The following is a 14,470-nucleotide window of genomic DNA, read 5'->3' as shown; positions in this document are numbered from 1 at the left end:
GCTTCATCGACGACCAGGTCGTAAGACTCCGCGATATCCCCCGCGGCGAACACATCGGGGTCGCTCGTCCGCATTCTTTCATTGACCAGGACCCCCCTGTTCGTATCGAGCCCCGCTTCCTTCGCAATCGAAACGTTGGGAACGACGCCAATGGCAAGGATGAGGATATCGCACTCGACTTCCCGCCCGCTTCGAAGCCGGACGCCGGAAACGCGGCCGTCTCCCAGAACCTCTTCCAGCGTGTCCGCCAGAATTATGTCCATTCCCCGCTTCTGGAGGTAATCCTCGAACAACCGGGCACCCCCAGAATCGAGAATCCTGCTCAGGATCTGAGGGGCCAGTTCGATTACCGTCGTCTTTACCCCCGCCTCGTGAATCCCCTCGGCGGTCTTCATACCGATAAGGCCGCCTCCGAGAACAACGGCGCGGCGGATATCCTTGAGCTTTTCTTTCACCTTTTTCGCGCTGTCCCAGGTCATCATGGTGAATATGTTTTCCCGGTCCCCTCCCTTGAGGGGCGGAACGAAGGGGACACCCCCGGCAGTGAGAAGCAGTTTATCGTACACCGTTACGCCCCCTTTTGAATCGACAATCTCCTTTCTCGTCCTGTCGATCTTCACCACTTCGACGGCGAGCCTCAGGTCCACGGAGTGCCTTCTGTAAAACGCCGCATCGCGATAGGCCATCTTCCTCTCAGGAACGCCATCGAAGAGATATTCCGTTATCAGGGGACGGGAATAGGCCAGGTACGGTTCGCGGGAAAAGACGACGATTTCCCCCGATTCATCCATCCTCCGTATCTCCTCTATGGCGTGAACGGCTGCGGCCGAGTTGCCGATGATCACGTACCTCATCTACCTCTCCTCGTACACGAGGGCTCTGTTGGGACAGACCTCTGCGCAGGCGGGAATCTCTCGATCGGGACAGAGATCGCACTTGTTGGAATTCCAGCCGCCCTCCCTGTTTTTTTCCTTGTAAATGCACCCGTAGGGGCAGGCCATGATGCACATCCAGCAGGCAACACAATGATCCTTGTTTACCTTTATCACCCCGTCATCCCTGTAGAGAGCGCCGTTGATGCACGCGTCGACGCAGTCCGGCCTTTCACAGTGCCTGCACTGCAGCGAGAAACAGTCACCCTCGAACCCCTCCTCAACGACGTTCCTCTCCCCCGGCCGGGGACTCTCTTTCTTGTAGGCCAGAAGAATGTCCTTGCTCTCCGAGTGCTCCACCACGCAGGCCACGAGGCAAAGAGCGCAGCCCATGCAGTACTCTTCCTTGGGGTAAACTCTCTTCATGTCACTCACCTGCGTGCTTGAGTCCGAGGATGTTCAGCTCCCGGTCCGTGAGGCCGACACCGCGAAGCCTCTCCCTGTTTCCCCGCAGACTCTCGATGGCGTTTATTCCCATGAGCCCCATCATCTCCTTGATCTCGTGGGCCCACCCGTCGATGAGGTTGGTGAGCTGCTCCGCGGCAATCTCGACGTTCAACCTCTTCGAGAGCGTCGGGTCGTTCGTCGTAATTCCCCAGGGACACTTTCCCGTGTAGCACCTCTGACAGACGGTGCAGCCCACGGCAACCTTCGCAGCAGTGCCGATATACGCGGCATCGGCCCCCAGGGCGATTATTTTCACCACGTCTGCACTGTTCCGTATCCCTCCCCCCGCTATAAGAGAAATCTCATTTCTGATGCCCTGGGACCTCAACAGGTCATCAACAGAGGCAATTGCCAGTTCGAGGGGAATGCCCACGTTGTCCCGTATCATCGTCGGTGCCGCTCCCGTGCCCCCCCTGAACCCGTCGATAACGATGGCATCTGCCCCTGCCCGTGCGATCCCGCTCGCTATAGCCGCGGAATTGTGCACCGCAGCGATCTTGACGAAGACGGGTTTCTCGTAGTCGGTAGCCTCCTTCAGGGCAAATATGAGCTGCCTCAGGTCTTCTATCGAGTAGATATCGTGATGGGGAGCAGGGGAAATAGCGTCGCTCCCGATAGGAATCATCCGGGTTTCCGAAATATCCCTGTTCACTTTCTCGCCAGGCAGATGGCCGCCGATTCCGGGTTTTGCCCCCTGGCCGACCTTGATCTCAATGGCTGCCGACGTCTCGAGATAGGTCTTGCTCACCCCGAACCTTCCGGAGGCGCACTGGACCACCGTGCGCGCTCCATAAGGATAGAGCTTTTTGTGGAGCCCCCCCTCCCCGGTGTTCCAGTAGGTTCCCGTCCCGGTCGCGGAGATTGCAAGGGCCTCGCAAAAGTTCAGGTTCACCGCCCCATAAGACATCGCGGAAAAGAGGATGGGCACCTCGCAGGTGAGCTGGGGTGCAATCTCAGTCTTCAGCCTGACCCTTCCGTCTTCCCCCGTTTCCATCTCCAGCCTCTCGGGCTTTCTCCCTATGTAGGTCCGAAGCTCCATTGGCTCCCTGAGAGGGTCGATGGAGGGGTTGGTCACCTGGCATGCATCGATGAGGATATTATCGAAGTAGGTGGGATAGTCGAGTTCGCAGCCCGTCGCGGTGAGGAGCACACCCCCCGTCCGTGCCTGCTTGTAGACGTTCTTGACATTCCTGGACGTCCAGGTTGCGTGAGGACGGAGTTCAGAAGGGTTGAGCCTTATGGTTATGCAGCGAGTGGGACACAGTGCCTCACAGCGATGGCAGCCGGTGCAGTTCTTGTGAACCGAGTCGACCACGTCTGCCGCCTCACGGTAGATGTTCGCCTCGTAGGGGCACTGCCTTACACATACGAGACACTGGATACACCTCTCCTGGTCCCGGTCTACGAGGAAGTCGTGGAAATTGTCCGTCCAGAGTCGGCTGCTCATGACCATATAATTCGCCCCATGTTCAGGAATAGACAAAACAGTAAATTATCAGATGAAAGTTAACTCTAAGGCCTTCTCACCATCAAGGTGGTGCACCTGCAAACGAATACCCCCGCAGGGAAAAATCGACCTTGAGATCCAGCCTGTTGCCCGTGTACTCCTCGATCTCCCTGATTCTCTCTGAAAGAGTGTTCACGATATATTCGAAGAGTAGTGGACTCAAGGTAAATTTTAACACATTTTCCTCATCGGGAACGCTTCTTCTGAGAATTTCTCTGAAGAACTCTGAACTCACCGAACCAGAGCTCTTTCTTTTTCCCGACCTGAAACAGCTCGGGCATTCCTCGAAGCGAACCGCATAGGGGGACGTACCGAGCCTCTGCCTCGTCATGGTCATCACGGAAAATTTCCCGATAGGACCGATATCATGCCGCGCCTTCTCCCCCCGCATTGCCGTCCGAACAGCCCTCTCGACCTCTCTTTTGTGCTGCCTGTTCTCCATATCGATAAAATCCATCACAATGATACCGCCAAGGTCCCTCAGGCGGAGCTGCCGGGGGATTTCCCTGGCAGCCTCGAGATTCGTCCTGTAGGCTGTCTCTTCTATGTCCCTATCCTTCACGCTCCTGCCCGAATTCACATCGATAGTGATAAACGCCTCGGTGACATCGATGATAAGGTATCCCCCCGACGCGAGTTCCACACGGTTTGAAAAAATCTTTTCTACCCCCTCCTCGACACGGTAATGATCAAAAATCGGGACCTTGCCCTTGTATCGGAAAAGGTCTCCCTTCTTTTCGGGGGCGTATATGTTCAGGAAACCGAGGGCCCTTTCGTAGGACGCGTCAGTATCGACCACAATCCTGGACACAGCCGAATCATAGTGGTCTCTCAGGAAACGGGTTACCAGGTCCTGCTCCGCATAGAGGATACCGGGCTTTTCCATTTCCTTCGCCTTCTTCTGGACGATCCCCAGGTGCTCCTTGAGCTTCCTCAGGTCCTCCCTGAGCTCCTTCAATTTTCTGTCGGCTCCAACCGTCCTGACGATGACGCCCATGTTCGCGGGGAGACTCAGCTTGGCCACCTGCTTTTTGATCTTCTCCCGGGTCCCCTCATCGGTTATTCTCTTCGATATCCCCGCTTTCCTCATCCCCATCATCAATACCAGGTACCGCCCGGCAATGGAGACGTAGGAGGTCAGGACGGCACCCTTGAGCGGGGATTCATCCTTCACAACCTGGACGATTATCCTGTCCCCTTTTTTCAGATACACCTTCCCCTCGGGATGGTTGTTCTTCCTTTTTTTCGATTTCTTTCTCGAAACCAGGGCGGGAGAGAAAAACTCGGAGAAGGGGAGAAACCCGTTTCTTTTGCCCCCGAAGTCCACAAATGCCGCCTGCAGCGCCGGCTCAACGTTTTCGACTTCCCCGAGGTAGATGTTTCCCACGATACCCCTCTCCAGCTGGTTCTCCATTTCCACGAGCTCAACATCCTGGCCCGTAGAAATGACCCCCCTTGCCTCCTCAGGGAAAAGGGTATTGAATAATATCTTCCTCTCTTCCTTCCTCTTTTTCTGGGCCATCTTCCCTCAGTTCCTACGCATTCCCGTTTCTTCTTTCACGCTCATGCTTAACTACCCTGTTACCACCGCTGGATCTGGCCACCCGGAGAGCTTCTTCCGATGCTCTGATAAGATCTGCGGGCTGGTCTCCATCGATGTGGTAACCGGAGACACCTCCGCTCACGGTTACCGAAACATCCTCCCTCTCGTCGGGAATCGAGAGACGGGCAGAGCTGATGGCATTGCACAGCCTCTCCCCGTGCACATAAGCCTGTTCCTTCGTCGACGCCACCATGACGATAACGAACCTGTCGGTGTCGACCCGTGCGACAAAATCCGCCCTCCGCGTCTTCTCCCTGGCAACCCCTGCCACGAATTGAACAATGGCGTCCCTTACCCCGGGACTTCCACGCCCCTCTGTTTCTTCGAACCCGTCTATCTGAAGCATCACCAGAGAAAGGGGAAGGAGGTAGTTATCCGCCTTTCTCAGTTCAGAAACAAATCGCTGGGCGAAGTAGTCCTTGCTGTAAACGCCGCACATTTCGTCTATCACATCGGCAAGCTCCGCGTCGAGAATAATCTTCGCCTTATCGTATGAAAGGCCGATAATATCCCCGATCATGGACAGATATCTCTTTTCCTCCGGTAACCGGAATGACATGTCTGCAACCGCAACTGCTCCGTAGATGCCCTCCACCCCGATAATAGGGGTTACCAGCTGGGCTTTCAAGCCCTTCCTCTCGAACTCTGATAATGATACTCTCGAGTACCTTTCCAGGTCCGTGTAATCTTCGGCACTCAGGGTCTTCCTCTGTTCGAGGGAAATGCCCACGATACCCTCACCCGTTCTTACACGCAGGGTTCCATTCAGATGGTCCGCGTACCCGGCCCCCATTTTCAGGATATACTCGTCTTCCGACTCCTTCCGGAAAAAGGCCACGAGGCCCGCGCCGAAAAAGCTCTTTATCGTCCGAACGGCAATAAATGGGATGTCATCGGAGAAAACGTTGGTTGTGAGCTTTCTGATAATCTCAGGAATGAGTACGTTGAAACGGGCTAACTTCTCCCTCTCCTCCTCGGACCGTAAAAGAGCGTCCTTCAGGATTGCCACCTCTCCCCGCAGGCCGGTGACTTCCTCTTTCAGCGCGGATACAGCCCTGATGAACTTCGTCTCGAGCCTCGAGCTCGAAATGAAGTAGCCGACGACGACCCCGATCACAACACCGGCAACAAAGGTAAACCAGGCAAAAGTCATATGCACGAATCCTTCACGCTTCTCTTAGTTCCTATCGAACCGATCGTCCTTGCCCTTTAGAATGTCATCGAGGACGGAGGGTATTTTTTTCACGCTGTCGATGACCATGTCAGCCCCCGCCCCTTTTCCGTTTCGGGAAACGAGGACCGAGAAGATGCCGAGCCTCTTTGCCGTGTTGATATTCTCCTCGAAATCGTCAAAGAAGACGATAGATCCGGGATCGACGCCCAGGTATGACACGAGCTTCCGGAAGGGGTATATCCCCGGTTTCGCAAGAAAGTCCATGAAGTGTATATCGAAGACCTCCTCGAAACACTTTTCGATACCCAGCGAGGCCAAGACCCGTGAAGCGTGATCGGAAGAAGCATTGGTAAATACATATTTCCGGTAGGGGATCGAATTGAACATGTCAAGGAGCTCCCCGTCTCGCTCGATCATCCCCTCGATGTCTACATCGTGCACATAGGAAAGGTAATCAGGGGGATCGACGCCGTGGTTCAGCATCAGCCCCTTCAGCGTCGTTCCGTATACCCTCAAGAATCCTTTTCTGACGCTCCTGGCTGTTTCCGGATCCACATTCAAAACTCGCCCGACATATTCCTCTATTCTCCCATCGATCAATTCCCAGAGGCCCAACTCAGGAGAGTAGAGGGTATTATCGAGGTCGAAAACGAATTCCTTCGCCATCATTCCCCTCCCACATCGATGAACTCGAAGGCTATCGAAGGGGACCCGGTGCTTCCATACATCTCGAGATCCGATCCCCTGGAAACAACCCTTCCCAGCAACTCTACTATATTTCCCGACACAGCGAAAGTTCTCACCGGGTAGCGCATTGCACCCCCGTCGAAGGAGATCCCCGAGGCCCCAACGGAAAAATCCCCGGAAACAGGGTCGGCAGTGTGAATTCCCATGAATCCCGTCAACAGAACTCCGCTGCCGAGCTCCCCGTAAATGTCTCCGAGCCGGGCGACCCCGGGCTCTATGTACAGGTTTGAGATGCCGATGTCAGGGCCGTTTTTTATATTATCCCTCCTCAGGCTTCCCGTTGTGCCCGTTCCCAGCTTCCTTCCCCAGTAGGAGTCGGTGAGGTACTCCCCGCATATCCCCCCTGTGACGATGTCGACTCTTCTCGACTCTACTCCCTCCCCGTCGAAAGGGCAGCTCCCCATGCCGCCCGGCATGAGCGGGTCGTCGAGAATGGTGATCTCTTCTGAAAAAACTTTCCTGCCCTGTAAACCTGCGAGCATAGACTTGCCCAGGGCAACGTTCCTGCCGTTGAAAGAGGGCACCAGCACCCCCAGAAGCTCCGTCATCGCGCCATTCTCTATGACCACGGGGTAGCGCCCCGTCCTTATTCTCCGTGCCCCGAGCATGCGGAGCCCCCTCATGGCTGCATCTTCTGCCACTTTTTCCTTGAGCGATTCGATACCCTCGAAGGTTTCCGCAAAATCGATACCGAACCCCGTTTCCGACTGGCCCCCTTCATCGGCAACAGCATAGACGTAGGCAAGGTAGAGAGATTTTTCGTACTCACCCTCAACTCCCCGCGAACTCTTCAGGTAAAAGGTAGAGGACGATTCGCGAAGGGTAGCGTAGCGGACATTTGTGATTCTTTTGTCCCTTCCCCTGGTGAGCATCTCGAGGTCTACAGCAAAATCGACCTTCCTCCTCAGGTCGACGGGACTCTCGCGGGGAGAGAACTGGACAGCCGGGAACTTCCGGGGCCCTTCGGGCAGCAGGACATGTTCGTCCTCGTCCTGATTCGACGCGGCAAAATCCGCCCCCTCCACCATGGCCATGAGTGACGCATCATCATCGGACATGGAGTAAGCGTACCCCAGACGGTGACCCTTCAACAGCCTGACGGCAAAAGCACGGGAGTCTGACTCGGCTATGAAGTCCTCCTTCCCGTCCTTCGACTCGATGGTGGTCCTCTGAGACTCGATGGCAGACACCTCGAAATCGTCGACATCCTTTTTCGCGATCATGCGTTCTATCTTATTGATGAGCCTCTTCATACACCCTTTTTTGGTCCTGTATATCCCTGATAACTGCAGTCTCATCACAGTCAGGGAACTTTGAGCACTTCAGGCAATCAGACCAGATCTTTTGCGGAAGGGTAGATTTGTCCACCTCGTCAAACCCGAAGCGCTTGAAGTATGCGGGCTTGTAGGTGAGAGCAAAAATCCTTTTTATCCCAAGAATAACCGCATCATCTATGCACGCCTCCACCAGCTTCGTGCCCACTCCTTTCCCTGAATGTTCTGCATAGACGGCGAGAGAGCGGATCTCGGCCAGGTCTTCCCACATGATGTGAAGTGAGGAGACTCCCAGCAACCTGCCCTCGTTGTCGATGCAGACCAGGTAATCACGGATATGCTCGTAAATTTCGCTGAGCGGCCGGGGCAGCATATCCCCCCGTGCGGCGAAGTTCGCTATCAAGGCGTAGATCTCACGGGCATCCTTTATGGTGGCTCTCCTGATTTTCATCGTTTCGAACCGCTCTTCAAAAGGTTTTCTGCATATTTTCTGGCCTCATCGCTGACCCGCTCCCCGGACACCATTCTCGCAATCTCGGCGACTCTCTCCCTGCGGTCGAGTGACTTCGCAACCGCCCTCTCCCGCTTCCCGCTCCTGACCTTGACGATTTTGATGTGATGATCTGCCAGCGCCGCGATCTGGGGCAGGTGGGTGATGCAGATAACCTGGGCCGAGGAAGAGAGCTGCTTGAGCTTTTCACCGATAACCTCTGCCATCGAACCGCCTATCCCCGCATCGACCTCGTCGAAAACGAGTGTTTTGAACTTTTCTCCCCCCGAGACAGTATTGTGCACAGCAAGCATGATCCGTGAAAGTTCCCCGCCGGAGGCGATATGAAACAGGGGGCCTCCCGCAAAGGAGGAGGAGGGGGAGAAGAAAAAATCGGCCCTCTCGAGACCGTAAGAGGAAAGTTCGTCCTCGTTTAAGTCCGTAAATACGACCCTGAACAACGCTCCTGACAGGCCGAGATCCGATAGCTCGGCGAGGACTGAGCCCTCGAAGTCGGCAGTGCTCTCCCGCCTCTTTTTGCTCAAAGACCTGCCGAGGCCGAGCATATTTTCCCTGAGATTCTCCTCTTCGCGGGCGAGATAGTTCAACGAGTCAATGGAACCCTGAGTTTTCACCCGCTCCGCCTTGAGCTCTTCGATCCGGGGAATCAGCCCCTCCGGCTGAACTTCATACTTTCTCGAAAGACGCTTGATGTTGCTGAGCCTCTCTGCGAGGAGCTGGTATTTCTCCTCATCGATGTCTATCACGGAAAACCGTTTCATGAGATCCCTCGCGATGTCGGTGATGCCGAACATATGCTCTTCCAGCTTCGTGGCAATCCCGGCAAGGGCGGGATCGAAACGGGATGCGTCTTTCAGGGAGTCGACGCTTCTTTTCAGGATGGAAAGAGAACTGTCGTCGCTCTGGTCTATCATATCGATGGTTTCGCTGATCGCCTCCCTTATCTTTGCCGCGTTTTTCAGCAGGGGGAGCTCCTCCTCGATCTCTCTTTCCTCGCCGGGCTTCATGTCCAACGCGGTCAGCTCGGCGATTGACCCTTCGAGCCACTCCATTCTGCCTGAGACGTTGGGGGCATCTTCCTTCAGGACCTCGATTTCCCTGATGACCTTCCTCCAATTCCTGTACACGCCCAGGTACTCATCGTACAGGGGAAGCGCCCCGGAGAAGGCATCGAGCAATTTCGTCGCGTTGCGGGAGCCGAAAAGCCGCTGGTATCCATGCTGCCCGAGGATGCTCACCAGCTCCGATGTGATCTCGGCGGCAAACTGTCCCGTCGCCGGCGAGTCGTTGACGTAAATGCGGCTCCTGCCATGAGGCGAAACCTTTCTTCTCATGATGAGGGAGTCCGTGTGAGAAAAGCCCGCGCTCTCGAGAGAAGTGGCCGTTTCCTCGTCTCCCTGCAGGTCATACACTATCTCGACGAGACCTTCATCTGCCCGGGGAACAAGTTTCTGGGCAACTTTCTCCCCCAGGGCAAGTTTGAGCGATTCGATGAGGATAGACTTGCCGGCTCCCGTTTCCCCGGTGATTACGTTAAAGCCCTCCCGGAAGTTGACCTGCACATCCTCCAGGAGAGCAATGTTTTTGACGGAAATTTCTGACAGCAAGGACGGTTTACCTCTCTCCCCACTTCAGTTTCGTCCGGAGGACCTCGAAAAAACCTTTAAAAGGCGACTTGACGAGCTTGAGGGGCAATTTCGACTTTTTCACTTCGATTATATCATCCTCCCTTATCCCGAAGCCCACCTGCCCATCGAGGGTGAGCAGAATATCGGTTTCCTTGGTCCTGAGTTCGGCCTTTATCACCATGCTATCCGGTATGACGAGAGGCCTGTTGGTAAGGGTGTGGGGACATATGGGAGTCACGAGGATGCACTTCATCGCCGGGTAGACGATGGGGCCTCCCGCAGACATGGAGTAAGCCGTGGACCCCGTGGGCGTGGATATGATAAGGCCGTCGGCTTTGAATGTCGTCAGGTAGAGCTCGTCAACATAGGCCCTTATATCAATTATCTTTGCCAGGGCGCCCTTGTTGATAACCACGTCGTTCAGCACGGTATAGTCCGCAACCCTCTCGCCGAGCCGGTGAACGTGGCACACGAGCATCATCCTCTCGTCGTACTCGAAATCACCGGATACCACGGACTCCATGACCGAGTTAAGCTCGTCGAGGGTTACGTCCGTAATGAACCCAAGGCTCCCCATGTTCACGGCGAGTATCGGAACGCCGGTTTCCCCCACCACCCTCGCCGCTGAAAGGAGCGTCCCGTCGCCCCCTATGGCGACGATGATGTCGGACATCTCCGGAAGCCGTGAACGTAAAACGCCGTTTTCCGCGCGCATCACCGAGGCTGTTTCCCGGTCGAGAATCGCTTTTTTCTTTTTTCCCTCGATCCAGTCGACGAGGCCCGAGACGACCTCGGCAGTTTTCTCTTCCGTGTGCTTGGCAATAATACCAATATTTTTCAACACTTTTCTCCTTTTATCCCCGGAGGGGGCCTTTTCCTTTTGCACGATACCGTATAATATTTTTATTGATGGAAATTCTATCAGAATTGTAAATTCTTAAGAATGATTAATTTCGAGGAGGGTTGGGAAAAAGGTGGGTGAGATGGAACTTTTCAAAGAGATTTACGAGCGGGAACGGGGGAAAACGGCTCCCCTTGCCGACAGGCTGAGACCCGAAAGCCTCGATGACTTCTTCGGACAGACCCACATACTGGGGAAAGGGAAATTTCTCTCCTCGGCGATTCTGGAGAAAAAGCTCCCCTCGCTGATATTCTGGGGGCCGCCCGGTTCCGGAAAGACGACCCTTGCCAGGATCATAGCCAAGGAGCTCAAAGCCACCTTCCTCAAGTATTCGGCAGTGCTCTCGGGTATCAAAGAAATCAAGGATGCAATAAAACAGGTTGAAACCCTCAGGATAAAAGCGGGAAAACCCGTAATACTCTTTATCGATGAAATACACAGGTTCAACAAGGCCCAGCAGGATGCGCTGCTTCCCCACACGGAAGACGGGACGGTCATACTCATCGGGACCACCACGGAGAACCCCTCCTTCGAAATCCGGGGCGCTCTCCTTTCCCGCTGCAGGGTCCTCGTCCTTGAAAGGTTAAAGAGCGCCGATCTGGATAGAATCTTGACCAGGGCCCTCGACCATCCGACCCACGGGTTGCATAAAGAGGGGTACACCGTCACGGAAGAGGCAAGGAGGCACGTGATCGCAAGTGCCGACGGCGATGGCAGGGCCGTTATAAACGCCCTTGAAGCCGCAACGTTCATCGCAAAGACGAGGGATACCAGCAGGATAGACCTGCAAATAGCGGAAGAGGCGCTGCGGAAAAAAGCACTCCTCTACGACAAGGCGGGTGAGGAGCATTTCAACCTGATCAGCGCCCTCCACAAATCACTCAGGGGCTCAGATCCCGATGCCGCGCTCTACTGGCTCGTACGGATGCTCAAGGGAGGAGAAGACCCCCTCTACATAGCGCGGAGAATGATACGTTTTGCATCGGAGGACATAGGGAACGCTGACCCCCGTGCCCTCGACGTAGCGCTCGGGGCGCATAAAACCTACACCGTCCTCGGTTCACCCGAGGGGGAGCTGGCCCTTGCCCAGGCCGCCGTGTACCTTGCGTGGGCACCGAAAAGCAACAGCATTTACCGGGCTTTTAACCGCGCGATGCAGGATGTGGTGGAAACGGGCGCACAGCCTGTCCCCCTTCACCTGAGAAACGCCCCGACAAAATTGATGGAGGAACTCGATTACGGCAGCGATTACCGGTATCCCCACGATTACGATAGCGGTTTCGTTGAGGAAAATTACTTCCCCGAAACTCTAACGCGGAGACGATACTACCTGCCATCGGCAAGAGGGCTTGAAGAGCAGATCAGAGAGACCCTGGAAAGGCTGTGGGGGAAGTATCCTCCAGATGACGATAGCAGCTCATAACTCCCGGATATTCGGTTTCCCGCACTACCTGCCCTTTTCCTTCCTGATGAAATAACTCTCAACGAGATAAAAGCAAATCGGCAATGATATGACGAACACCACCGCCTTGATAACGTGACCGGCTCCCGGGTAGATTTTCGGGACCAGGGATGCAATTACCCTTTCCACGACAAAACCAAAGGAAAGCGCCACCGCAGCGGCAAATACCAGAGCCACCGCAAGTTTCACTATTTTGTTGAGAAAAGCCATTAAAAAAACAGAAGCTCCCCAATCCGAAATCCCCNNTTTCCTATTTTTCGTATCTGTAGAATCCCTCGCCGCTCTTGACCCCGCACCTTTGCGCCTCGACGAGTTTGACCAGCGACTGGGGAGCCCTGAACCTCTCCCCGAAGGCCCCGGCCAGGCCCTTTGAAGCAAACAGGATCGTATCGAGGCCGATCATATCAGACAGCTCGAAGGGGCCCATGGGATGGTTGAAGGCGAGCCTGACAGCTTTGTCGATATCATCCCGGGTGGCTATGCCCTCTTCGAGCACCCGGTAACATTCGATGAGAAAAGCACACAGAACCCTCGTGGTGACGAACCCCTGTCTGTCCTGAACGATTACCACTTCCTTGCCCGCCGCTTTTGAGAGCGCAACGGTTTTATCGACCGTCTCGGTGGAGGTGTCCACGCCGACGACGACCTCGATGAGCTTCATGAGTGGAGGCGGGTTGAACCAGTGCATACCGATCACTCTATCGGGACAAACGGTGGCACCGGCAATGGCCGTCACGGACAACTCCGACGTGTTGCTGGCAAGCACGGCGTCCCGGGGGGCCTCCCGCGAAATAGAGGAAAAGAGATCCTGTTTCAGTTCCAGCTTCTCCGGAACCGCCTCGATGACGAAGAGAGCGTCCCTGACCTCCCCGAGGAGGTCTACAGAGATCTTGAGCCTCCCCATCGCCCCGGAAAACGATTCCTCATCGATGACCCCTTTTTCTTTCAACCGTGCCAACCGGGCACGGATACCCGTCCTTGCCCCCTCGAGAACTTCATCGGCCACATCGACGAGGGCCACCTCGTACCCTCCGGTAACGAGAACCTGGGCAATTCCGGAACCCATTACCCCCGCGCCAACGACGACTATCTTTTCAGGCATTGTTTACCCCCTCAGCCCCTTCTCTCAGAGGGACCCTGTTTGGCATCTCCCCGAATAGGACAGACCTTTTACCGTCCGCCTCAGCACAGCACTCGAGGGGCCCACAGCGGCAGGAACCCAGGTTCCCGTCTCGATCGGGATCGCGGGACCTGGCCGCTGAGACGAATAAAATATTTCACCATAGTTCAGGCAAGGAAGGAAAGATCAATCGGCTTTTATCATCTCCCGCAACCGAATGATGTTTACTTCGTGGTCCTTTTCCTCTTTCGCGATGGTCTTGAATACTTCGGCAAGTTCCCCGTCGCCACTTTTCTGTGCAAGATCCATGTAGTAGTTAAACGCGTACCTTTCCGCATCCTGGGCAAAATCGAGAATGCTTTCCGGGGGGGAATCCGGGGAGATGCCCCACTTGTCGAGGGCCTTCTCCAGCTTCCCGATTGCCTCCCTCCTGTGGGACCGGATGATGTCCACTTCAGAAATCGCCTCGCTTCCCTGTTCGTCGTAATTTGAAAAGATTTCCACGAGCTTCGCTATGTGGGTCTCCTCTCCCCTCGCAAGATATTTGAGAACCTTCTTCGAGTTGTCGTCGATCATTCTGTTCGCCAGTTCCTGATAGATGATCATGGACATGAACTCCATCGTAATGGAAGATTCGACCAGACTTTTCAATTCCATCGCTTTCCCCCGATGATGTTTCTCTAGATTATACAACTTCTGAAAACCATTTTTTCATGAAAAGACCTTGAACGGGTAACTCTGGATGATAAAATAAAATTACGTTTTTCTTTATTGAAGGTGACTTTTATGAATCCCATAAAAAAAGATCTGGTGCGATATGAAAGGGCTCTGAACCGGTTTTTCGGAATCCCCGCTTCGGAGCGGAAACCGAAGGACAGGGAAAAGCTCCTGACCACCCTTGGCGTCCCCAACCCCGGCGAGTTCCTCGGCATGCACATCCCTCTGTGGCATGCGAGGATCGACGAGCTTCTCGACCCCACGAGCACCGACATGCTTCCCATAAGCATCGGTCATTCATACGTAAACTGGGTCCGCGGCGCGATACGCTCGCTGCCGAAGGATTCCCGGGTAAAGGTCTTCAGCTCGAAGATAAAACTCACAGGGTTGAAGAAAGCGATCATCGAACTTCTGGGTAAGATGAAAGGGAAAAAGCCACGGGACTTT

The 14,470-nt window shown here is 54.8% G+C and carries 15 protein-coding genes; 2 read left to right on the top strand and 13 right to left on the bottom strand.

The window, feature by feature from the left end; genetic code table 11:
- The 10 genes from GTN70_09315 to GTN70_09270 form a co-directional block, all read right to left on the bottom strand.
- A partial coding sequence (locus tag GTN70_09315) for an FAD-dependent oxidoreductase (GenBank protein NIO17182.1) occupies nt 1–854 on the bottom strand: 854 nt, incomplete at its 3' end.
- On the bottom strand, nt 855–1,298 hold the full coding sequence (locus GTN70_09310) for a 4Fe-4S ferredoxin (protein ID NIO17181.1): 444 nt from the start codon (nt 1,296–1,298) through the stop codon (nt 855–857).
- Nucleotide 1,299: 1 nt separating this feature from the next.
- Nucleotides 1,300–2,826, bottom strand: a complete 1,527-nt coding sequence (locus GTN70_09305; GenBank protein ID NIO17180.1) for a 4Fe-4S dicluster domain-containing protein — start codon at nt 2,824–2,826, stop codon at nt 1,300–1,302.
- A gap of 82 nt (nt 2,827–2,908) precedes the next feature.
- On the bottom strand, nt 2,909–4,408 hold the full coding sequence (locus tag GTN70_09300) for an Rne/Rng family ribonuclease (GenBank protein ID NIO17179.1): 1,500 nt from the start codon (nt 4,406–4,408) through the stop codon (nt 2,909–2,911).
- A gap of 13 nt (nt 4,409–4,421) precedes the next feature.
- On the bottom strand, nt 4,422–5,642 hold the full coding sequence (locus tag GTN70_09295) for a diguanylate cyclase (GenBank protein ID NIO17178.1): 1,221 nt from the start codon (nt 5,640–5,642) through the stop codon (nt 4,422–4,424).
- Nucleotides 5,643–5,666: 24 nt separating this feature from the next.
- Complete coding sequence (locus tag GTN70_09290) at nt 5,667–6,329, bottom strand: pyrimidine 5'-nucleotidase (protein NIO17177.1); 663 nt, start codon at nt 6,327–6,329, stop codon at nt 5,667–5,669.
- Nucleotides 6,329–7,663 (bottom strand): TldD/PmbA family protein, encoded by a 1,335-nt coding sequence (locus GTN70_09285; protein NIO17176.1) that lies wholly within the window; start codon nt 7,661–7,663, stop codon nt 6,329–6,331. The genes GTN70_09290 and GTN70_09285 overlap by 1 nt, the downstream gene beginning before the upstream one ends.
- Nucleotides 7,644–8,135 carry an N-acetyltransferase gene (locus GTN70_09280; GenBank protein NIO17175.1) on the bottom strand — a complete coding sequence of 164 codons (492 nt, stop codon included), beginning with the start codon at nt 8,133–8,135 and terminating at the stop codon, nt 7,644–7,646. The genes GTN70_09285 and GTN70_09280 overlap by 20 nt, the downstream gene beginning before the upstream one ends.
- Nucleotides 8,132–9,802, bottom strand: a complete 1,671-nt coding sequence (gene recN, locus GTN70_09275; GenBank protein ID NIO17174.1) for a DNA repair protein RecN — start codon at nt 9,800–9,802, stop codon at nt 8,132–8,134. Before recN ends, GTN70_09280 begins: the two co-directional genes overlap by 4 nt.
- A gap of 7 nt (nt 9,803–9,809) precedes the next feature.
- Nucleotides 9,810–10,664, bottom strand: coding sequence for an NAD(+) kinase (locus tag GTN70_09270; protein ID NIO17173.1), 855 nt, complete (start codon nt 10,662–10,664; stop codon nt 9,810–9,812).
- 142 nt (nt 10,665–10,806) lie between these two features.
- Here GTN70_09270 and GTN70_09265 point away from each other — a divergent pair, with 142 nt between their 5' ends.
- Nucleotides 10,807–12,147, top strand: coding sequence for an AAA family ATPase (locus GTN70_09265; GenBank protein ID NIO17172.1), 1,341 nt, complete (start codon nt 10,807–10,809; stop codon nt 12,145–12,147).
- Nucleotides 12,148–12,171: 24 nt separating this feature from the next.
- On the opposite strand, the gene GTN70_09260 is transcribed toward GTN70_09265, so the two are convergent.
- The 3 genes from GTN70_09260 to GTN70_09250 all read right to left on the bottom strand — a co-directional run bounded on the left by GTN70_09260 (nt 12,172) and on the right by GTN70_09250 (nt 13,963).
- A complete protein-coding gene (locus tag GTN70_09260) occupies nt 12,172–12,396 on the bottom strand; it encodes a hypothetical protein (GenBank protein NIO17171.1) in 225 nt (74 codons plus the stop codon).
- Between the two features lie 40 nt (nt 12,397–12,436).
- A complete protein-coding gene (locus GTN70_09255; GenBank protein NIO17170.1) occupies nt 12,437–13,288 on the bottom strand; it encodes a 3-hydroxybutyryl-CoA dehydrogenase in 852 nt (283 codons plus the stop codon).
- Nucleotides 13,289–13,492: 204 nt separating this feature from the next.
- Nucleotides 13,493–13,963, bottom strand: a complete 471-nt coding sequence (locus GTN70_09250; GenBank protein NIO17169.1) for a hypothetical protein — start codon at nt 13,961–13,963, stop codon at nt 13,493–13,495.
- A 129-nt stretch (nt 13,964–14,092) separates the two neighbouring features.
- On the opposite strand from GTN70_09250, the gene GTN70_09245 reads away from it, so the two are divergent.
- On the top strand, nt 14,093–14,470 hold a 378-nt coding region (locus GTN70_09245), incomplete at its 3' end, for a hypothetical protein (protein NIO17168.1).

Source organism: Deltaproteobacteria bacterium (assembly GCA_011773515.1).
Taxonomy (GTDB): domain Bacteria; phylum Desulfobacterota; class Deferrimicrobia; order J040; family J040; genus WVXK01.
The sequence above is the reverse complement of the archived record's forward strand: the minus strand, read 5'-3'. Positions and strand labels throughout refer to the sequence as shown.